The 21,141-nt window shown below is 62.1% G+C and carries 16 protein-coding genes and 4 pseudogenes; 10 read left to right on the forward strand and 10 right to left on the reverse strand.

Going from position 1 to position 21,141, the window contains the following annotated elements; translation table 11 throughout:
* Together P3C39_RS21345 and groES are read right to left on the reverse strand one after the other, a co-directional pair.
* Window positions 1–616 (reverse strand): TCP-1/cpn60 chaperonin family protein (locus P3C39_RS21345; protein WP_275954415.1); only part of this gene is annotated, 616 nt, incomplete at its 3' end.
* Between the two features lie 65 nt (window positions 617–681).
* Window positions 682–975, reverse strand: a pseudogene (groES, locus tag P3C39_RS21350) (co-chaperone GroES); the annotation flags it as partial.
* Window positions 976–2,378: 1,403 nt separating this feature from the next.
* On the opposite strand from groES, the gene P3C39_RS21355 reads away from it, so the two are divergent.
* The 4 genes from P3C39_RS21355 (at window position 2,379) to P3C39_RS21370 (ending at window position 4,364) form a co-directional block, all read left to right on the forward strand.
* Entirely contained in the window at window positions 2,379–2,702 is a 324-nt protein-coding gene (locus P3C39_RS21355; RefSeq protein ID WP_008871905.1) for a DUF736 domain-containing protein, read from the forward strand.
* Window positions 2,703–2,881: 179 nt separating this feature from the next.
* Window positions 2,882–3,151, forward strand: coding sequence for a helix-turn-helix domain-containing protein (locus P3C39_RS21360; RefSeq protein ID WP_127318497.1), 270 nt, complete (start codon window positions 2,882–2,884; stop codon window positions 3,149–3,151).
* The gene (locus tag P3C39_RS21365; protein ID WP_127318495.1) at window positions 3,148–3,696 is read left to right on the forward strand and encodes a S26 family signal peptidase; all 549 of its coding nucleotides are present in this window, start codon (window positions 3,148–3,150) and stop codon (window positions 3,694–3,696) included. The genes P3C39_RS21360 and P3C39_RS21365 overlap by 4 nt, the downstream gene beginning before the upstream one ends.
* Window positions 3,684–4,364, forward strand: coding sequence for a transglycosylase SLT domain-containing protein (locus P3C39_RS21370; protein WP_127318493.1), 681 nt, complete (start codon window positions 3,684–3,686; stop codon window positions 4,362–4,364). The genes P3C39_RS21365 and P3C39_RS21370 overlap by 13 nt, the downstream gene beginning before the upstream one ends.
* A gap of 59 nt (window positions 4,365–4,423) precedes the next feature.
* Here the strand turns inward: P3C39_RS21370 and P3C39_RS21375 are convergent.
* The 4 genes and pseudogenes from P3C39_RS21375 to P3C39_RS21390 form a co-directional block, all read right to left on the reverse strand.
* A pseudogene (locus P3C39_RS21375) lies at window positions 4,424–5,952 on the reverse strand (IS66 family transposase).
* Between the two features lie 72 nt (window positions 5,953–6,024).
* Window positions 6,025–6,378 carry an IS66 family insertion sequence element accessory protein TnpB gene (gene tnpB, locus P3C39_RS21380; protein WP_127318491.1) on the reverse strand — a complete coding sequence of 118 codons (354 nt, stop codon included), beginning with the start codon at window positions 6,376–6,378 and terminating at the stop codon, window positions 6,025–6,027.
* Between the two features lie 31 nt (window positions 6,379–6,409).
* Entirely contained in the window at window positions 6,410–6,619 is a 210-nt protein-coding gene (locus P3C39_RS21385) for a hypothetical protein (protein ID WP_346016453.1), read from the reverse strand.
* Complete coding sequence (locus P3C39_RS21390; RefSeq protein ID WP_164762578.1) at window positions 6,586–7,278, reverse strand: hypothetical protein; 693 nt, start codon at window positions 7,276–7,278, stop codon at window positions 6,586–6,588. Before P3C39_RS21390 ends, P3C39_RS21385 begins: the two co-directional genes overlap by 34 nt.
* A gap of 245 nt (window positions 7,279–7,523) precedes the next feature.
* On the opposite strand from P3C39_RS21390, the gene rlxS reads away from it, so the two are divergent.
* The 3 genes from rlxS (at window position 7,524) to P3C39_RS21405 (ending at window position 13,026) form a co-directional block, all read left to right on the forward strand.
* Window positions 7,524–9,494 carry a relaxase/mobilization nuclease RlxS gene (gene rlxS / locus P3C39_RS21395; RefSeq protein ID WP_127327579.1) on the forward strand — a complete coding sequence of 657 codons (1,971 nt, stop codon included), beginning with the start codon at window positions 7,524–7,526 and terminating at the stop codon, window positions 9,492–9,494.
* Between the two features lie 355 nt (window positions 9,495–9,849).
* Window positions 9,850–10,836: an ATP-binding protein gene (locus P3C39_RS21400; RefSeq protein ID WP_126057775.1), complete on the forward strand. Its 987-nt coding sequence runs from the start codon at window positions 9,850–9,852 to the stop codon at window positions 10,834–10,836.
* A 75-nt stretch (window positions 10,837–10,911) separates the two neighbouring features.
* Window positions 10,912–13,026 carry a S8 family peptidase gene (locus P3C39_RS21405; protein WP_275955452.1) on the forward strand — a complete coding sequence of 705 codons (2,115 nt, stop codon included), beginning with the start codon at window positions 10,912–10,914 and terminating at the stop codon, window positions 13,024–13,026.
* A gap of 232 nt (window positions 13,027–13,258) precedes the next feature.
* On the opposite strand, the gene P3C39_RS21410 is transcribed toward P3C39_RS21405, so the two are convergent.
* From P3C39_RS21410 to P3C39_RS21425, 4 genes are read right to left on the reverse strand one after another with little or no spacing between them, the layout of a single operon-like run.
* Complete coding sequence (locus P3C39_RS21410) at window positions 13,259–14,788, reverse strand: E2 ligase fold family C protein (protein WP_127320520.1); 1,530 nt, start codon at window positions 14,786–14,788, stop codon at window positions 13,259–13,261.
* A gap of 3 nt (window positions 14,789–14,791) precedes the next feature.
* A complete protein-coding gene (locus P3C39_RS21415) occupies window positions 14,792–15,280 on the reverse strand; it encodes a Mov34/MPN/PAD-1 family protein (protein ID WP_126057777.1) in 489 nt (162 codons plus the stop codon).
* Window positions 15,277–15,894, reverse strand: a complete 618-nt coding sequence (locus tag P3C39_RS21420) for a putative metal-binding protein (protein ID WP_126057778.1) — start codon at window positions 15,892–15,894, stop codon at window positions 15,277–15,279. Before P3C39_RS21420 ends, P3C39_RS21415 begins: the two co-directional genes overlap by 4 nt.
* Window positions 15,887–16,183 (reverse strand): DUF2604 domain-containing protein, encoded by a 297-nt coding sequence (locus P3C39_RS21425; RefSeq protein WP_126057779.1) that lies wholly within the window; start codon window positions 16,181–16,183, stop codon window positions 15,887–15,889. Before P3C39_RS21425 ends, P3C39_RS21420 begins: the two co-directional genes overlap by 8 nt.
* Window positions 16,184–16,494: 311 nt before the next feature.
* Between P3C39_RS21425 and P3C39_RS21430 the strand changes: the two are divergent.
* From P3C39_RS21430 to P3C39_RS21440, 3 genes and pseudogenes are all read left to right on the forward strand, one after another.
* Window positions 16,495–16,714, forward strand: a pseudogene (locus tag P3C39_RS21430) (hypothetical protein); the annotation flags it as partial.
* Window positions 16,703–17,626: pseudogene (fni, locus tag P3C39_RS21435) on the forward strand (type 2 isopentenyl-diphosphate Delta-isomerase); the annotation flags it as partial. The pseudogenes P3C39_RS21430 and fni, both read left to right, overlap by 12 nt.
* 515 nt (window positions 17,627–18,141) lie before the next feature.
* Window positions 18,142–20,448, forward strand: coding sequence for a S9 family peptidase (locus P3C39_RS21440; protein WP_275954413.1), 2,307 nt, complete (start codon window positions 18,142–18,144; stop codon window positions 20,446–20,448).
* The last annotated feature ends 693 nt before the right edge of the window (window positions 20,449–21,141 follow it).

Genomic DNA, 21,141 nt, shown 5'->3' on the forward strand with positions numbered 1-21,141 from the left:
TGACGAAGTAGGGCGAGAGATAGCCGCGGTCGAACTGCATGCCTTCGACGACTTCGAGTTCGGTCTCGGCGGTCTTGGCTTCTTCAACCGTGATGACGCCTTCGTTGCCGACCTTCTGCATCGCTTCGGCGATCATCTTGCCGACCGACTCGTCGCCGTTGCCGGCGATGGTGCCGACCTGGGCAACCTCTTCGGAGGTCTTGATCTTCTTGGCGTTCTTGATCAGGGTCGCAACGACGTCGGTTACCGCGAGGTCGATGCCGCGCTTCAGGTCCATCGGGTTCATGCCGGCGGCAACCGCCTTGTGGCCTTCCTGGACGATCGACTGTGCCAGAACGGTTGCGGTCGTGGTGCCGTCGCCAGCGATGTCGTTGGTCTTCGAAGCAACTTCGCGGACCATCTGCGCGCCCATGTTCTCGAACTTGTCCTCAAGCTCAATTTCCTTGGCGACGGTGACGCCGTCCTTGGTGATGCGCGGGGCGCCGAACGACTTGTCGATGACCACGTTGCGGCCCTTGGGGCCGAGCGTGACCTTCACCGCGTCGGCGAGAATGTTGACGCCGCGCAGCATGCGCTCGCGGGCATCGCGGGAGAATTTTACGTCTTTGGCAGCCATTTTTAGCTCCTGGCAGGGGCTTCAATCGAGCCCGGGAATTCAGTTGACGAAAGGGCCTGATATGAGCCGATGATGCCCATGATGTCGGATTCCTTCATGATCAGAAGGTCTTCGCCATTGAGCTTGACTTCGGTGCCCGACCACTTGCCGAACAGGATGCGGTCGCCGGCCTTGACGTCCAGTGGGACGAGCTTGCCAGCTTCGTCGCGGGCGCCGGAGCCGACGGCGATGATCTCGCCTTCCTGCGGCTTTTCCTTTGCCGTATCCGGGATGATGATCCCGCCAGCGGTCTTGGATTCGGATTCGACCCGGCGAACGACCACGCGGTCATGCAGCGGGCGGAACTTCGACTTTGCCATTTTCGGATTTTTCCCTGGTGCGGATGTTGAGGGGTTTTTGTTAGCACTCGCGATGGACGAGTGCTAACGCGATAGTGAGGTAGGCTGTAAGCGGGCACTCGTCAAGACGGACGAGGGCAGGCGAGGAGCTCTGGCCCCCTCCCCGGTGGAACCCAACGCATACGCGGCATCCGCGTTGATGGCTGCGAGCCCCACATTTCCATTGAATTCGGCGTCATGACGCCAACTTGCTCGCGCCGCTTCCAAGTCGTCAGTCGTGCTGCCGTCAGCACGAACATAGGGCTGCGCTTCACTTCCCGTCGAAGCCGCGGCAAGCAGCGTCGCCGTCAGCACGCTCCTTTGCAGATGCTTGCCAAAGGTGGACAGTGAGCGCACCTGCGCCGGGCTGTTGGTGCGAACGTAAGACGTCATTGACAACTCCTTTTTGCAAGTCGAGCCCTTCTCCAGAAGAAGTCCGCATCGCGTTGAAGACGAGCTGCGAAAAAGAGAAAGATGGGTTTGATAGCTGCGGCCCCAACGGTCCCTTCAGATTTGAGATCACTTCCGCCGCGAGTGGCTGAAGCTCCTCGCAACGTCACAATCGAATCTGCTGCCAAGCCTCCAGGAAAGGAGAGCATTGCTCATCTCGCGCTTGTGCATGCAGTCAACCTTCGATCCGTGTTGCCACATCTCAAGAGCAAATGCGGTGCCAAAGCTCACTGGGAAGTGAACGCATGGCTCTCCCTGAAAACCTCACAAATCCAGCATGGTCAATTGTGCGGAACCCGACATGCGTCTTCTGCCACTGTCAGCTTTCGGACAGGCATGACGCGTTTCGCGCCGACCACCGGTCGATCGGTTTTGGGGCCGGTCTGTTCGCCTCATAAGAGCGCGTCACATTGCGTAGCGGTTTCCCGAGCGCCGCCACATGACACTGGACCTGCAGGTAGCACCGGCTTCTCATCCAGCCTTACTTTGGCCCCTTCGCGTATCAAATTCCCGCTGGCGAGCCCTGCTTTCATAGATCGCACCATGCCGGATGTCTGCTCTGGCGCCCGACCCGCTGGCCCGATCTCGATCCGGCATAAGGGCGCAGCATCTTTGCAGGCCGTTTCATCCCGGCGTCCTGCTTGGCTGACAGACCGCACTTGGCGAGCGGTCTCCATGCTCTCTCCAAGGACCATCCCTGCGGCTGGCTTGTCGACCTATGGGCGGGTCCGGCCGCCCGAAACCCTCGCGCCATCAGCTTTTTTCCCCGCCGCCTGCGGCGGCTTCCTCGCGCCGCTTCGCTCACAAAAAAGCTGCCCGCTCGGGTCATTCACTGTCGCTGCGGCCCTGTCGGATTCAGGCGGCCCTGACGCGCCCATTACGGTGCGCCATCGCAGGGGATGGTCCCCGGCGAAACCACAAAAGGAGACTTCGAAATGACCGCGATCGGTTACGTCAACAAGCAGGAAAACGGCGCCTACAAGGGCCAGCTCAAGACGCTCAGCGTCCGCGCCGACATCGATATCGTCCCCAACCAGGCCAAGAGCGCCGATAACCATCCCGACTTCCGGGTGCTGACGCAAGGGGTCGAAGTTGGCGCCGGCTGGATCCGCACCGGCGAGACTTCTGGCAAGGATTATGTGAGCCTGTCGATTGCAGCGCCGGAGTTCGGACCGCGCAAGCTCTACGCCAATCTTGGCCGCGCCGCCGGCCAGGACGATGACGACACCTACGCCATCATCTGGAACCCGGCCGACTGATCGGCCGACATAGAGCCTCGCGCCGCAGCCCGGCGCGGGGCTCATTCCCAGGAGTTCCACCCAAACCCCGTCCGCCCTAAAGGGCGGCGAAAACTCTCCCCCGACTCTTCGCCCGTCCCCGAGACGATCTCCCTCGCCCATCCTCGCCCTCGCTTGTCCGAAGCGAAACGAGGATCATCATGGAAGACGAAAACGAACGCGCGGCCCGCGCGAAAAAGGGCAGCCCGTTTCTCAGCACAGCCCAAGCCGCCTTCTATATCGGGCTCTCCCAGCGCACGCTCGAAAAGATGCGGCTCAAGGGCGGCGGCCCGAAATTCCGCAAGCACGGCCGATATGTCCGCTATCACATAGATGAACTCGACCATTGGTCGAAAGGACACCCGCAGCACTCCACTGCCGGCGATGGCGAGGCCGGTTCCGGCCAGGGCGGCAAGGGAGGCCGTTCATGAGCCGGCGCCCTTCCATCCATCTGATCGGCAGCCGCCTGCGGCGTGTTCGAGCCCGTAAGACGGTCGCCTTGGCCGCGGCCGGTCTCGGTCTTTTGGGCTTCACGGCGCTGGCAAAACCCACCCCTTGGCTGGTCTGGAACGCCTCGGCCAGCGCGCCGATCGGCCTTTACCGCATCGCTGCGGGAGCGCTGGCGCGTGGCGATCTCGTGCTCGTGCGCCCGCCTGAATACGCGGCGTATCTCGCCGCCGAGCGCAGCTATCTGCCTCGCAATGTGCCGCTGGCAAAACGTCTTGCAGCGCTGCCGGACGATAATGTCTGCGCCTTCAATGACGCCATCATCATCGGCGGCGACATCGTCGCGCGCCGGCTCAAAATCGATGCCGAAGGCCGACCTTTGCCATGGTGGAACGGCTGCCGAGCGCTCGGCGACAACGAGGTTTTCCTGCTCGGCAGCGACAAAAACCGCTCCTTCGACAGCCGCTATTTCGGGCCTGTTCCCACTCAAAATGTCATCGGGAGGCTCGTACCACTATGGACCGAGTGACCCTCCTCTTGTTGGGCATGATCGCCATTGCGCCATGCGCCTGTTCCGCCTCGACCGGCGCTGAGACGGTCGCCATTTCCCAAAGTCCGCAGCTGCGAAAGTGGCAGACGTTGGTATCGGAAGCAAGCCGGCGCTTCCATATTCCCCAAGCCTGGATCTATGCCGTCATGGCTGCCGAAAGCGGCGGCAAGACGATGCGCGACGGCCGCCCCATCACCTCCCCCGCTGGCGCCATGGGCCTCATGCAGGTGATGCCCGGCACCTATGAGGAGATGCGGGTCGAACACGGCCTTGGGCCTAACCCGCACGATCCGCGCGACAATATCCTGGCCGGCACGGCCTATCTCAGCGCCATGTATGACCGCTTCGGATTTCCTGGCCTGTTTGGCGCCTACAATGCCGGTCCCGAGCGCTACGACGAGCATTTGAAGCGTGGCAAACCGCTGCCAGAAGAGACCGTTGAGTACCTCGACCAACTCAAGGCGGCCGGAGTTTCGGCGGCCGACATCGAGACGTTCGAAAGCAAACCTGTCGCTCCAAAGGCGCAAATCGCTCCTCTCGGACGGTCGCTGTTCTTCATCCATGACGGTGTTCACGCCGGCGTAAACGGCGATCTCTTCGTGCCGCTCGGCAAGGACGGCGCGCAGCCGAGGGAGCCGGTGCGTTAGCCATGGGCGGACGGGGCGCGTCTGGCGGGGCTGGTAAGCGTCCGGTTCTTGCACGTCGCTCAGCTCTTGACAGGATTTGCCGCTTTCCAGTTCCACGGCAGCAATTCGTCGAGGCGGTTGATGGGGGTCCGTCAACCATGCGCGAGAGCACATCATGAAGATAGGCGTAGGGTTCGACGCCATTGAGCTTGCAGGTTTCGACCAGCGAGCACAGCACCGCCCATCGATGACCGCCGCCGTCGCTACCCGCGAAGAGGTGGTTCTTGCGGCCAAGACTGACCGGCCGGATCGCGCGCTCGACCGGATTGGTGTCGAGCTCGGTGCGACCGTCGTGCAGGAAGCGCGTCAGCCCCTCCCAGCGCGACAGCGCGTAACGGATCGCTTCGGCGAGCGTGCTGCGCCCTGGCAAGAGCGGAAGCTGCGCTTCGAGCCAGACCCGCATGGCATCGACGATTGGTTTCGAACGGATGCGCCGAGATGCCAACCGATGCGGGGGCGACTGACCGCGAACGTCGGCTTCGACGGCATAGAGTTGGCCGATCCGGCGCAAGGCCTCCACCGCGATCGGTCCGTTGGTCGCCTGAGCCACGTCATAGAATTTGCGCCGGGTATGCGCCCAACAGGCAGCAAGAACGATGTCTCCCTTGCCGGTGAGTTGCTCGAAACCGGCATAGCCATCGACATGCAGCACGCCCTTGAAGTGCTCGAGATGCGAGGCCGGGCGTTCTGCCTTGCGGTCCGGCGCAAACATATAGATCGCCGCCGGCGGCTCCGGTCCAGCCCAGGCGCGTTGCTCGCGGGCGTAGACCCACAGCCGCCCCGTCTTGGTGCGCCCACGACCGGGATCGAGCACCGGCACCGGCGTATCGTCGGCAAAGAGATGGTTGGAAGCGAACACGCTCTTGGCGAGGCGTTCGTGCAGGGCTTCGAGCCACCAGCAGGCGCCGCCAACCCATCCAGCGAGCGTCGAGCGCGGAAGATCGACACCATTGCGGGCGAAGATCTGCGACTGCCGATAGAGCGGCGTATGATCGCAGTACTTGCTCACCAGCACCTGCGCGAGCAGCGCTGGCGTGGCCAGGCCGCCGCCGATCAGCCGCTCCGGTGCCGGCGCTTGCACCACCGTCTCGCAGGTCCGGCAAGCATATTTCGGACGCGTGGTGCGGATCACGCGAAGCTGCGCTGGCACCCAATCCAGCATCTCACTCACGTTTTTGCCAATGGCATGCAGGGTGCCGCCGCAACACGTGCAGACTGTGCCGCCGACATCAAGCAGGACGTCCTCGCGCGGCAGATGATCAGGCAGCGATCTGCGATGGGACGACCGCTCCGCCGACGGTTTGACTTCGAACGGACGGCTCTCCTGGATGCGAGCAACATCGGCGTCGAGGTCTTCCAGCGCGAGCACAAGCTGGTCGGGGGCAAGCTGCTCGGAACTGCGGCCGAACTGCGCTCGCTGGAGCTTTTTGATGATCGACTGAAGTCGCTCAATCTCCCCGTCGCGGCTCTCGACCGCAGCCGCCATGTCGCGCACGAGACGCTGCAAAAGCTGCGGGTCGGAAGGCAGATTTTCGAGATCGATCAACATGATCGAATCTATCATAAACAGCCTAAAAACCCAAGCTTTCCGGGCTTTTCCGCGACAATCGACGAGGCGATTTCAGCCCGCCAGCATCGGTCGCCAGAAGCGTTCCGGCGTGCGCCAGTCGATCCCCTCGATGAGCATCGCCAGTTGCGCTGGCGACAGTGTCACCGAGCCGCCTGGCTCAGCCAGGCGCGGCCACATGAACTGTCCGCGGTCCATGCGCTTGGTGAACAGGCACAGCCCCGTTTCATCCCAAAAAAGGATTTTCAAAAGCGAGGCATTCTTGCCGCGGAAGACGAACAGATGTCCCGAGAACGGATCCTTCTTCAGGTGTTCCTGGATCAGCGTCGCGAGGCCATCGAGGCCCTTTCGCATGTCGGTGTGACCCAAGGCCAGATGCACTTTCACGCCGGCCGGAACGACAATCATGACGCCTTCTCCTTACCAGTGAGCTGCCGCTTCACGGCGGCCGTGGTCGCGCCCGCCGGCGCGAACACGCGCCGTCCATATCCAGTTCCATTGCCACCATTCCGTCCGGCGGCTGCACGAGATCGCGCAACGCCGCGAGTGCCGGCAACTCGTTCGCCGCGCCGTCGGCGAGCGCGACCATCGCCAGTTGCGGCGCCTTGCGGGCAGTCAGGCCGAACTCTTCGCGCCAGCGGAAGGCCATGCTGGTGGCAATGCCGTGGCGGCGACAGACCTGCGCCACGGCGACGCCAGCCTCTCGGTCTCCGCGACGATCGCCCGCTTCTGCTCGTTGGTGAAGGTGCGCCGGTTCGAGCGACCGTCCGCAGCCCCAGGCGTCAAGCGGTATTTGCGCCGTACGCAATTAGCAGCGCTGCTTAATTGGGCCCGGGTACTCGGATGAAGAAGCGACCGCCAGTCCATTTCAGTGCCGGATTCCTCGAACCGATCGCGCCATCTGCGCAGCGCGTGCGGCGAAAGATCGAGCGCCGCCGCATACTCGGCGAGCCCCATGCCGCTCCAATTCATCGCCTCCACATGCATTCCCCAGAACGCATGCAGCGCAAGCGGACCGCGGTCCGTGCGCGCGCCGTAGCGGCGGCGAGGTGGCGCGTTTTGCTTCCGCCGAGGCGCATTCCTGGCGCGCTTCTTCTGCTTCTCCGCGTACAATTCCCGCAGATATTCCGCACGTTTACGCAGGTCTTTCGGCGTCAGCAGGTGGCGCGCCCAACGCTCGAAGGTCACCGTCGAAAGCTTGTGCCGGCGGCAATATTCCTCCGCCTCCAGAGAGCTGCGAAACCAGCTGCCGACATGCGTGCGCCAGTAGGGGTTGTCAGCCTTGTCCCAGGAGCGGCGGGGCGCCATCGCAGATCATCCTCCTCGACAAGAAGGAACCCGACATGACGCGAGATTGCACTACCTCAGATATGTGCAGGGACCGGACGCTTACCGGGGCTGGGGGGCTGGGCGCGTAAGGCAAGATAAAGGCACCGCCTCCAGGAGGCGGCTAAGTCTTTGTCTGCACATCGTTTTTCCAGGAGGCTGCCGCCGGTGCCAAGAGGGTTTGACGTGTAAGTGTCTGATTTTGCTTGATATGTCTGGGAGGTCGCATGGCAGATGACGAGTTCAGGCCGAAGCTCGGCAAAATCGGGTCGCGCGGCTCGAAGGCAGGCAAACGCTATGCCGGTCAAGTCCGGGCAGCCGTCAACCGAGCCGGCGGCCAGCCCCAGCCCGGCGGTCGCTTCACGGGCAGCCGGACAGGGCGTGGCGGGGCGGCTGCGGAGCTGCTGAAATCGCGCGACCGGTATGCCGCCTTCCGCCAGCGCCGGGTGATCGTCAAGGCGCGGATCGTCAAGCTCGCCGGCAAGGGCGCGGACGGGGCGCGTGCCCATCTACGCTATCTTCAGCGCGACGGCGTCACCCGAGAAGGTGCGCCTGGCGAGCTCTACGGCGCCGACAGCGACCGCGTCGACGGCAAGGCGTTCATCGATCGCGCGGACGGCGACCGCCACCAATTCCGCTTCATCGTCGCTGCCGAAGACGGCATCGAGTATGAAGACCTGAAGCCGCTGACGCGGCGGCTCATGGCGCAGATGCAGGAAGACCTCGGCACGAAGCTCGACTGGGTCGCGGTTGATCACTTCAATACCGGCCATCCCCATAGCCACATCATCGTCCGAGGCAGGGACGACCGTGGCGAGAACCTGGTCATCGCGCGCGAATATATCTCATCTGGCATCCGCGAGCGGGCGGCCGAGCTGGTCAGCCTCGATCTCGGTCCGCGAACCGACCGCGAGATTGAGCTTCGCCTGCGCCGGGAAATGGAGCAGGAACGCTTCACCAGCATCGACCGTCGGCTGCTCAGCATGCGTGATGATGACGGCCTGGTCTCGCCGGACGGTCCCGACGCCATTCGTCAGACGCTGCACCAGGGACGGCTGCGCAAGCTCGAGCGGATGGGTCTGGCCGCGGAGGTCGGCGCTGGTTCCTGGCGCCTCGACGATGAGCTCGAAGCCACGCTGCGCCGCACCGGCGAACGCGGCGACATCATCAAGACCATGCACCGCGAACTGGCCGGCAAGGGGCTTGCCCGCAGTGCCGCCGACTGGGTGATCCACGATCGAGCCGGCGAGCCCGTCCAGTCTCTCGTCGGTCGGGTTGTCGCGCGTGGACTGGCCGACGAGATCAATGACCGCCATTACATGATCGTGGACGCCGTCGACGGTAAGAGCCATTGGATCGACATCGGTAGAGGCGAGGCGATGGAAACGATGCCTAATGGCTGCATCGTGCGTGTCGCGCCAAGGAACACCGAGCCGAGGCAGGTCGATCGTACCATCGCCGAAATCGCCGCCGCGCATGGCGGCCGCTACGACGTCGATATGCACCTGAAGCATGACCCATCCGCCACCGAGAGCTTTGCGCGAACGCATGTGCGGCGGCTGGAGGCGATCCGCCGCGCGACCGGCGGCGTCGAGCGAGAGCCGAACGGCACCTGGCTCATCGCGCCGGACCATCTCGATCGCGTCGCGAATTATGAGGGCCAGCGGGCCAGGGCCGAGCCTGTCGTTGCCGACAAGCTCTCCTCAATGGCGCTGGAGCGACAGGTCAGCTTCAACGGCGCCACCTGGCTCGACCGGGAGCTGGTTGCCGATAGACCCGAGCCTTTGCACGGATCCGGCTTCGGCCGCGACGTGAGAGAGGCGCAAGCTCGCCGGCGGCAGTGGCTGATCGCGCAAGGCCTCGCGCATGAAGAACAGGATGGGATCGTCTATCGAGCCAACATGCTTTCGATCCTGCGCCAGCGAGAACTGAACCGTGTTGCTGGCCAACTGTCGGAGGAACTTGGCCTGCCCTATGCCGAAGCGCGATCCGGAGGACGAGTAGAGGGTACGCTCCGCCGCTCCGTCGAGCTTGCCAGCGGAAAATGTGCCGTCGTTGAGAAGTCGCGCGAATTCACGCTGGTGCCATGGCGGCCGGTGCTTGAGCGCCATGTGGGCAAGGAGGTCTCCGGTGTCGTGAGTGGGGAGGGGATTTCATGGACCGTCGGCCGGCAAAGGAGCGGACCTGGTGTTTCGTGAGATGGTGTACAGCTTTTTAGCCAGCGGCGCGGGCAGCCATGCGACCCCGCGTAGACCTTATGGCCGCAGCCCGCAATCGGTCGCATGGACCTGCCAGGCGGGGCGGCTTTGGAGCGTTCGGACCCGACACGCTGCGTGAGTGGCCAGACTTCGAGCGCTCGAAGATGGCGGACTGTTGTCTGCTGGCCGGCGTTATTCCGGCTGGCCTATGACCGCGGCGCAACAGTTCACCGCTGAAGTTGCCACGGGCGAACATCGACAAGAGAAAAAACACCATTGCGCGATACAAATCGCCGTTGAAAGCGTTTAGGTTGCATGCGCTTCGCCAAGTAAACGGATACCCCAGAAGAGAGCCATGACCACGGCCCGCCATATCGTGACGCTGCTTAAAAGCCACATTGCCGGCGACGAGGATCGTTTCCTCTCTATCGCGATGCAGCTTGCTGCGCATGAGGCACGTCAAGGCCATGGTAAGCTTGCTCAGGAGCTCAAGGATCTGGTCGACGCAGCCAAGAGCAGGGACGCCCGGATTGTCAAGAGCAGTCGGCCGGTTCCCCTTTTTCAGCCAAAGGGCGAGCTCGCAGGGCTCCTGCATGTGCGCTATCCGGACCTGCGACTGACCGACATGATTTTGCCGGACAGTCTGCGCTCGCGCCTGCACCGCGTGCTGGGAGAGCAGCGCCAACAAGCAAGCTTGCGCGAGCACGGGCTTGTTCCCCGTCGCAAACTGCTTCTGGTCGGCCCGCCAGGATCAGGCAAGACGATGACCGCATCGGCATTGGCCGGGGAGCTTCATCTGCCCCTTTTCACGATCGTCCTCGATGGTTTGATCACCAAGTTCATGGGAGAGACTGCCGGAAAGCTGCGGCTTGTTTTTGATGCAATGCAGGCGACGCGGGGCGTCTACTTCTTTGACGAATTCGATGCCATCGGCGCGCGTCGAGGCGAACGCCAGGATGTTGGCGAGATTCGGCGCGTGCTGAATTCGTTTCTGCAGTTTCTCGAGCAAGACGACAGCCACAGCCTGATTATTGCGGCAACAAATCATCCCGAGCTGCTCGACAGAGCTTTGTTCCGCCGTTTCGACGATGTCATCGAATACGCCGTGCCCGATCGGCCGATTATAGAGGCGCTGCTTCGGGCTCGACTCGACCGCTTCGACACCAGAGGGCTTGCCTGGAACGAGGCGATCTCTCAGGCAGAGAGACTGTCGCAGGCCGAGATCACGCGCGCGGCCGACGACGCTGCAAAAACCATCATATTGCGGGGGGGGAAGCGGATCACCTCGGAAGCGCTCATCGACGCTCTGAAGGAACGCCGGCAGGCGTCGCTGTTTGAGTAGCGACAGCACAGATCATAATGGCAGACGATTTTCCGCGCGACCGCGCCCATATCCACCTTCGCCATCACAGCGTCGGTGTTCCTGCCGCAAAGCGCGCAAGCCTATTATTTGCGGAAAGTCGAGGCGTATCGAGACGTTGATACTGACCGCGGCAGACCGCGCAACGAGCCGCTCGTCTCCCGCATGGAGACAGTCAGGCTGGCGACTGCACGATCGTTGTTTACCGACCACGACGACCTCTTCCCCCAGGCCGCTGACGAGCAGGTGTGGTGGGAAGTCTGGCTGCGCGACGGTCGCCGCGAGAACTTCGAGCACATTGCCGAAGCCCTGAACATCACTTTGCGCACGCATGCGGTCAGGTTTCCGGAGCGGGTGGTCATGCTGGCCCTCGCCAGCACGGCAATGCTCGACCGCATGATTGCGCACAGCGATGTCGTCGCCGAGCTGCGGCGCGCGAAGGATACGCCGTCCTTCTTCCTGGGCCTTGGCGGCGCGGAGCAAAGGGACTGGAGCGACGAGCTTCTCGGGCGCGTCAGACCGCCTCAATCCGATATTGCGGTCTGCATTCTCGACAGCGGCGTGCGTCGCACCCACCCGTTGATCGAACCCGCACTTGCCGTTGAAGACTGGCACACCGTCAAACCGGCATGGGGCAGCGACGACACACCTGCGTGGAGCGGCCACGGGACGCGAATGGCAGGTGTCGGCCTGTACGGTGATCTGGTCCCGCTCCTGGTCGGAGGCGATCCAGTTCCATTGCCCTTGCGGCTGGAGAGTGTTCGTATCCTTCCGCCAGAAGACGAGGCAAACGATCCAGAACTCTATGGCGCGATCACCGCGGAAGCGATCGCCCGCGCCGAGGTGCAGGCGCCGGAGCGCCGCCGCGCGATCGCAATGGCTGTGACAAGCGCCAGTCCGGCGCGTGGAAGGCCCACATCGTGGTCTGCCGCTATCGACCAACTCTGTTTCGAAGAGGAACAGCGACGCTTGATCGTTCTCTCTGCCGGCAACATCGGCGATGACCTCATGCCGGCCGAGCATTTGACGCGCAACGATCTGGAAGCAGTCGATGATCCTTCTCAGGCCTGGAATGCGCTGACGGTCGGCGCTTTCACAGAAAAGGTCGATATCATTGACACCGACTTTTCGGGCTACGCTCCGATCGCGCCGGTCGGCGAGCTCTCGCCGCGCAGTCGCACTTCGGTCGTTTGGGACAGGCAGTGGCCGGTGAAGCCCGAGGTCGTCTTCGAAGGCGGCAATCTCGCCCATGACGGTGTGTTGCCCGGCGAGCCGATCGACGATCTGCAGATATTGACCACTTTCTGTCGACCCGAACTGCGCCACTCCACCACCCTCGGAGATACGAGCGCGGCAACGGCCCATGCCGCACGGATGGCGGGACTAATTCTATCAGCGCGCCCCGAGCTGTGGCCTGAATCGGTTCGCGCCCTGATCGTCCACTCGGCCGAATGGACTCCGGCGATGCGCGCACGCATCGATGCGTGCAACGGAGCGAAGGGCGAGATCCAGGCGCTCGTGCGGCGCTATGGTTACGGCGTGCCAGATCTTGGGCGCGCGCTTCTGTCAACGGTGAACGACCTCACGCTTATCGTTGAAGATGAGCTTCAGCCTTTCCAGCGCGAGGGCGGCGCGGCTGCCAAAACGCGTGACATGAAGCTGCATCGCCTGCCTTGGCCGAAGGAGCAGCTCGCGGCGCTCGGCGCTGCCCAGGTCGAGCTCCGCGTCACGCTGTCCTATTTCATCGAACCCAACCCCGGTGAACGCGGATGGACCCGCCGGCATCGTTACGCGTCCCATGGTCTTCGGTTCAGAGTAAAGTCAGCGACCGAGACAGTCGACGAATTCCGAGCCCGCATCAATCAGGCCGCTCGGGACGAGGAGGAAGGGGCGCCTGCTGGAGGCGGAGAAGAGTGGCTGCTCGGCACCTTCCGCGATCGCGGCTCGTTGCACGCCGATTTCTGGTCGGGCAGCGCCGCCGATCTCGCCGAGCGTGACGCGATCGGCGTGTTCCCGGTCGGGGGCTGGTGGAAGGAGAAGCCTTACCTGGAACGCGTCGACGCTCTGGCTCGGTACGCCCTGATTGTGACGATTCGGGCGCCTGGGGTCGATGTTGACATCTTCACACCCGTCGAAGCAGCCCTGACTGTCGAGACGTCGGTCGAGACCTGATGCAGCACTGTCCAAACCGGCCAACAACGGAGGTTTGACCAGCCTCTGGTGCCATGGCGGCTGGTGCTGGATCATCACGTCGGCACGGGATCATGCGCGGAGGACGATAGGCCGGCAAAGGAGCGGGCCAAGCGTGTCATAATGGCGCCCATGGTCACGCCCACAAGCCGCGCCCCCTGCGTCTACGGAGAGGTGCGCGTCTGCTTAGGCGGCCGAGACATCGCTTACCTGATCAACGCGCTCCGTATTTGCGCCTGTAAGCGGCAATGAAATCGTCGTCGCTACAGATGCAGCGGCCGCTGGAGTCCTTGGCCTTCGGATCGTGCAAGTGAGAGCCAAGGGGGCGCAGAAGATTCACCCGAGTGCTCGTCGTCGGGCTCATGGGAAACCCCGCACTATGCTTGACCAAATCCGCGGCAAGCATAATCCCGGCAAGCACCGACTGAAAGGCCATCGGAACCACAGTTCGAACGCGGCGACTTCCTTCGCTAAGCTGGAACACCAGACCGCCGCAGATAGCCTGCTGATAAAAGGAGCGCAGGGGCTGGCCGACAAACGGGGCTAGCGGTTCAAACGGCACAGCCATCGCTGTAGCCACGCGAACTACAAAGTCGTTGGGAACTCCGGCATTTGTCTGCAGGAGCGTTTTCACCTGCTCGTGTGCTTCCGGTATTCCGAGTTCCTCGGCAATCAGCTGGTGCTCGTCCTTGGATTTTCCGGATGGCAGGTACATGCAACAAAGGCAAGCCTGGCCGTCATCGAAACCATGCCGGGAGATACCGAGATCGTGCTCCTGCGTCCAAGCGTTTGCGATCCATCGCGGCAGTGCACCTTGGACAGCCAGACGGTCGGCGGCGGTGTCAAGCGCCACACCCACTTGGTCTAAGACCCAATTGCCCCGGCGCGCAACATATTCTGCCCACGTCAGAGGGTGCGCCTCGACCTCAAGGCCAGTCGATCTAAGGGCGGTGGCTGCAAGAACCGCCTTGGACATACCAATCTCCGCCTGGCCGGCCAATGCGTAGCGCTGCAGGTTTGAGAGTTCGATCGCTTCGTGATCGATTACATGCAGACGACCCTTGAGATCGGGTTGTCTCGCTAGCGCCCAAAGCGAGCCATGGCCTATCGCACCGAGCCCAACGAGGTGGGTTTCGCCAAGGTCGACTGGGAAGTCGATCGGGCCAGCCTCCCCGGCTTTGGTCTTGTCGTAGCTGCATAGCGAGAGGTCGATGGTTTCGTCCAACTCGGCGCCGGTCAACTGGGCGGCGAAGATAGTTCGAAAGACGTTGGCGGCGCCGAAGCAACTGGCGGCGCCAGCTCCAAAAGGCAGCAGACTTGGGCCAGAGCCCACCGGGTCCGTACGCGACAGCTTTGCCGCCCAACCGTCCGATCCCACGAAAAAGATCGGGCACCGGAGTGATGGGCGCGTTACCCCTGCAACGACGCAGACGGTGGCAGACTTGCCGGAACGCCGGATGCCGACTTTTGGATTGATCGACTTTGCCAAGCGCTCCAGCGCTTGGGCTTGAGAGCTCGCCGCGCTGTCCAGCGGGAGTATCGCCAGAACCGGGTAGAGCCTAGCGAGCAATCTCACCGCAAGATCTAGTGTCGCCTGGCCTTCGGCGCAGGAAGCGGCCTGATGGTCGAAGGCGACTGCCACGACCTGCTTTTCAAGAGCTGCTTTGAAGTCTCCCAGATGAAAATCGGCCAGGACCTGAGATGCCGCCGTGGCGGCACGATCGATGAAGTTAGCGAATGCCATTGTTCAACTCGATATCATGATCATTCGCGACAGTGCCGCGGGAGGGAGCGCATTCCATTTGGCCTTTTCGTCAAGCCGATAGGCGGCGACCCGAGCAAAATCGAAAGGCTCGCGGGCGAAATTCGGCACTACCAGCGACAGACACCCAACCGTGGTAGCAACCGCATAAGCGTCGTCCGTCGTCGAATGGTAGGCGCGGCCCGGATGGCTGTGAATCTGGGCCAAGAGTTTCAGGCCGCTTTTGTAGAGCCAGACATTGAGCCGGTGCAGTTCTTCGGCCGCAACGATCACGCAAACGCCATCGTTTGTCCGAATGTGACGCTGCGCCGGGATAACCGTCTCTGTTACGGCAAAGTGCCGGTCTTGCTGAACGCCGACCCAGAGCGCCATCCCCTCATTGCCTTCGCGACCAACTGAGCGCAGATGCCCATGCGTGGTCGAGATGCAGCCGCGCGGGAGAGTCACGATCGTTACATCTCTCAAACCAGTCATTCTTGTATCGCCTGAGGGGATACCACCATTCCTACGATTGCCGGTGGGAGTTGAATCTGCAACTGCTCTATAGGAATGATTCCGTACTTGATGATCTTGTCCAGGATGAAGGCCAAACAGCCTTCGCCAGAACCCCGATGAAGTAGCCATGGATCACCTGAATGGGCTGGATTGTCGTGGTATTCCCGGACGCCCGCCATGCACAGGAATGGTTCGTCCTCGGGACTGTTGGCCTGGATGAAGTCCGTCAGCGGCACGGCGTTCTGCTGGATGAGAGCTCCTATCATCTCCGGCGGCGTTCCGGGCAGCGGCGGACGTCTAAGCATTTTCAGGTATAGATCTTTCCGGGCAATCGGATGACGCGTAAACGGATCGACGAAGACCACGGACGGTGGTCTTAAGTCGTAGTCGGTGAAGTCGACCTCGCTCGCTGCGCTGATCACCCGTGGTTTTAACTTGAGGCTTGCGAAAATGAAGAAAGCGCGCGGAAAGGTCGCCTCGATCAAGAAGCAGCCCTGAGCCCGATAGACATCAGCATATGGCCGGAACCGGCCGATCTCCCGATCAAACTTCGCTCGGGAGACCTCCGGATCCACACTTTGGGGTTTAGGCACCTGCGACGCCCGCCTTCAGGCTGAGGAACAGGGTCACAGTATTCGGGAAACCGAAATCGCCAAGCTTCTTGTCGACGTCGAGCAAGTTGCCGGCCTCATCCTTCAATTCCCAATTCTCGGCTGGTTGGGCGACATTCTGCGTGTTCTCAAGGGCTTTGGTACGAATGACGTGAAGCGGCTGGTTGGGATTGGCTTCGACCTGCGTGGGCTGGCCGTTCACCACCATCGTGATCTCGATCTTGCCCGGCCCGCCGCCGTGATTATCGCCCTTACCCGAATCCTTCGACATTGTCCTACTCCTGTGGCTTGCCAACCGTCCCACGCCCTGGCGCCCACCTGCGAGTGAGACCGGCGGTCTTCAATCGTTCACCCGGCGCCACGGCCGCGAGTACGCGAAAGACAGGGGATAAGCTACCGAATCGGTGCTTGCCTTCTTTTATGGGTGACTTGAGCCGCAAGTAAATGGTCTCAAATTGCTCCTCACAACTATAATCGATTAGAGCAATGCGAAAATATTGGCGACACGCCTATTCATCTGCTCTCTCACTCGCCTGCTCCGTGCTTGGCAAGGGGAGCTTTGACTGCGTCACGCGTCCCCCAATCCTGCAACGCATTCACCCGAGCCTGCGCGACACCAGCGCCCGAAAAAACGCTGATCGTGGCGTTCTATCGCGAACTGGCGCTGCTGTTCTGGCTAGACGATTGCAACGACGTTGGCCTGATCGCGCCGGAGCAGCTCGCCGCCGTGGAGCAGGCGCTGGGGCACGGCGTACCGTGCGTTCTCTCCGGATTCGAGGGCTGCGCTCAGCTGCGCGCTTCGCTGGTGCTGGATCGGCGAACGGCGCCGGCCACGGTGGCCGCTGGCTGGGAGTACATCCATTTCGAACACTGCGCACTGCCCGAGTTGGACCTGACGCAGATCGACCTGCGCGCCTCGCTGCTGGGCAAGGCTATGCGCGCGCCGCTGCTGATCAGCTCTATGGCCGGCGGCATGCCACGGGCCGAGGCCATCAACCGGCATTTGAGCGAGGCAGCGCAAGCCTTGCAGATCGCCATGTGCGGTTCGCAGCGTGTGAGCCTGCAATCCCGTAACTCCCAGGGGCTAACGCGCGCGCTGCGCCGCCTGGCGCCAGACATTCCCTTGCTGGCCAATATCGGCGCCGCGCAACTGCGGGAGGCCGACGGCCTGGACCTGGCGCGTCGCGCGGTGGACGCGCTGGAGGCCGATGGGCTCATCGTCCATCTCAATCCGCTGCAGGAAGCGGTACAGCCGGGAGGGCGACCGCGACTGGCGCGGCGTCCTGGCGCTGATCGCTGGCGCCGCGCGCATCGTGGGCGTGCCGATCGTGGCCAAGGAAGTGGGGGCGGCCTGTCCGCCTCGGTGGCCTGTGCGCTCGTCGAGGCGGGCGTGGCGGTAATCGATGTCGCCGGCGCCGGCGGCACCAGTTGGGCCGCAGTGGAGGGCGAGCGCGCCCGCAATGCCGCCGACCGTGCAGTGGCGATGTCATTCGCCAATTGGGGGATTCCCACCCTGACCAGCGTGCAGGCGGTGCGTCGGGCGCTGCCAACGGTGAAGCTGATCGCGTCGGGCGGGATCCGCGATGGCGTCGACGTGGCCAAGGCCATCCGCCTGGGCGCGGACATCGCCGGGCAGGCGGCCAGCGTGCTGGGCGCGGCGACAGTGTCCACCGAGGCCGTTGTCGCGCATTTCGAGATCGTCATCCGCCAGTTGTTGGGTCACCATCAAACCAATTTGACGCCCCGGGACAATATCGTCCGGCATTGTCCGGTGTGCGACGATGTTGGGGATGCGACATAGGCGGATTGCCGTGTATTAAACCGCTTTTCCTTTGGCACGCATATTGCGCCCTATCGGTAAACCTCGTCATGGGCCGGCGGCAATCGCTCGGAGATTGTCGAAATAGCACAATCTGCCGGGGTGACATCCGGCCCGACTAGAGCAGGACCTTTCAGATGATGCAGAAAAGCAAGCGGCCATACTCGCGGGGAAATAGTCGCGTCAGGGCTGCATGGACGCTCTTTCCTGGTTGTTTCGGCGACGGACGCCAACTCTTCAATCGGCACCCGAACCAGTGCCTGGATGTCCAAGGAGCGCCCCTGTTGCGCGTGCCTGGCTGCACCCGCGTGCTGGCTCTCCTCCAAGGCGACGCTCGGCGCTGCTGCAGACCGGCGACGAGAACCCAACTTCAAAATTAGCATTCCGAAAACCGAAAGAAGTGAACAGGTATGTCCAGGATCGGCGCTTTGACGCGCGCGGCATGGCGATCGGCAACTCAGACGCTGGCCAAGGGTTCGAAAAGTTTACACCCGACGCTAGCGCCGGCCGATTTCAAGCGCGCACTTACGATCAACGATCGATATGGCGGGCTCACTGTCAATGTCCCCAAAATGCCTTTCTGGCTGACCGGGGGTGAAGCCTTCGTCTACCGCCGGACTAGCCACGGCGAGCAGCAGTTCATGCAGGTCGATGCTGCCACGGGTTTCAAGCGGCCCGCTTTCGATCAGGCGCGTCTGGCGGCAGCGCTAAACAAGGTGAGCCATGAGAGCTATCAAGCCGGCAATCTTCCGTTCGACCGTTTCGAACTGAGTGAGGATGGTCGCAGGCTCGACTTCCAGATTGAAGACACCCGGTGGAGCTGCGACCTTGCAAGCTATGACTGTACCAGCACCACATTCGATGCAAGGAAAGGGGACCGTAGGGAGCTCAGCCACCGCTACACGCCGCCAGCGGAGAACAACCCCGACAAGAGCAACGCGTCGCCCGACGGCAAATGGATCGCCTATATCAAGAACTGCAACGTTTTCCTGCGCAGCGAGGACGGATTGCAGGATGTTCCTCTGAGCCGGGACGGAGCCGAAGGCAATTGCTACGTCTTTTCGACGCTGAGCTGGTCGCCGGACTCGCGCCACCTCGCCGCTTACCTTGTTCGCCCCGGCTATAGGCGAGAGGTCCGCTACCTCAATTCATCGACGGACCAGTTGGAGCGGGAATATTCAACAATATTCTATCCCAGGCCGGGCGATGTCCTTCCGCTGCCCCAGCCAGTCCTGTTCGACATTGCCGGCCGGCGCCAGATCGTGATTGACGGTGCCCTCTTCTCGAACGTCTTCGAACTTTCCCCTCTCCGGTGGTGGGCGGACAGCCGCGGCTTCACTTTCGAATATAACCAGCGCGGGCATCAGCTCTATCGCTTGGTCGAGGTAGACGCCGCCTCGGGCCGCGGGCGCTCCCTGATCGATGAGACCAGCGAGACATTCGTGGATTATTTGCCGCTGGGGCATGGCCAGGAGGATGCCGGAAAAATCTTCCGTTACGATGTCGATGACGGGAAGGAGATCATCTGGGCATCAGAGCGCGACGGGTATGAGCATTTGTATCTTTTCAACGGCCGGACAGGCGCGCTCGAAAACCAGATCACCCGAGGTGAGTGGGTCGTCCGGAGGGTCAACCATGTCGATCCGGTGAAGCGTCAGATCTGGTTCGAGGCGAGCGGGATGAACTCGCAGGAGGACCCCTATTGGGTCCATGCTTACCGCATCGGCTTTGACGGCAAGGGACTGACTGCACTGACGCCCGAACCGGCCAACCACCATATCGAGTTCTCGCCTGACAGGCGCTATTATGTCGATCTCTGGTCACGCATCGATCTGCCCCCGCGCATGGCACTCTACCGCGCCAGCGACAATGCCAAGCTCCAGCAGATCGAGACGGCCGACATTTCCGAGCTCGTCGCCGCAGGCTGGCAGCCGCCGCTCAGTTTCCATTCCAAGGGGCGCGACGGCAAAACTGACATCTGGGGCGTGCTCCACCTGCCAGCCAACTTCGACCCGACGAAGAAATACCCGGTTGTGGAGAATATCTATGCTGGACCCCACGGCTCCTTCGTCCCAAAATCCTTCTCGCGGTGGACAGAGCCGCTCACGCAGCTGGGCTTCGTCGTTGCTCAGATCGACGGCATGGGCACCAACAACCGCTCCCGCGCCTTCCATGATGTTGCTTGGAAGAATCTGAAGGACGCAGGATTTCCCGATCGCATTCTGTGGCACAAGGCGGCGGCCGCGCAATATCCATGGTACGACATATCCAACGTCGGCATTTTTGGCGCATCCGCCGGCGGCCAGAGTGCAGTCAGCGCGCTGCTCTTTCACCCCGATTTCTACAAGGTCGCCGTCGCCAAAAACGGCTGCTTCGACAACAGGATAGACAAGACCTGGTGGAATGAACTGTGGATGGGGTGGCCGGTCGGCATTGAATATTCGCAATCCTCCGCCGTTGACAATGCTCACAGGCTGCAGGGCAAGCTGATGATCGCGGTCGGCGAAATGGATGATAATGTCGATCCGTTTTGCTCGTTCCAGCTTGCCGATCGACTCATCAAGGCAGGAAAAGATTTTGACATGGTCTACGTTCCTGGTGCCAATCACCATACTCTAGGCACCTACACCGAGCGCAAACTCCTAGACTTCTTCGTTCGCAACATTCTCGGTCAGACCCCGCCCGACTGGAACAGCAAACCGATCGAGCTGGAGTAGCTTGTGGCTCTTGCAATTGTTAGCTCGCCTTATCGGCTGTAATCAGGGCGAGGCGCGAGCAAATCTGCACCGAAGGACGATCGTGGAGTCTAGGACTTGCGCTGCGTATTGAGGATAGGCTCGCCGCGACGTTGGTCTGAGCAAACTGCTTGATAGGCACGCCTGCAGACCGCGTGTGTGCGATTGCAAGATCCCCTATCAGCCTGGTGTGAAGCGTTCAGGGGAAAAGCCGCACCCAACGCCGCTTCCGCTCGCCGTAACGCTACGGCGGTGCGGCCCACCCGATCCGCTCGACGAGCATAGGAACACATAGGTCCCCGAACGGACGATTACCTTGGCAATAGAAGACCCTCGTCGGTCATCGCCGCTGTGGGTGGCAGCCCGTCGGTCTGGAGCTGCCACGATTCTCATCCTCGCGTCACATATGAGCTGAAGCTTTCCGGATCGGGTATCCAATCGGCATCCAGTTGCTCGGCGATATGGTTGAATTCTACCTCAGGACAAGAGTGAGTAGAGCAGCCCCGCTACGAAAATCCTATCCTGGTTCGTTTGACGCATCGACTATTCAGATTGATTGGCGTGATACCCGGCGCGGCCGCAACACGCTAGGCCGTCAACCGCTGAGCAGAAAACCAGCCTTCGCCTTCCGCGGCGGCGGACCTCGTCAGCCTTTCGAAAGCTTGCCTGAGTAGG

The organism is Mesorhizobium sp. XAP4 (assembly GCF_029269325.1).
Lineage (GTDB): Bacteria > Pseudomonadota > Alphaproteobacteria > Rhizobiales > Rhizobiaceae > Mesorhizobium > Mesorhizobium ciceri.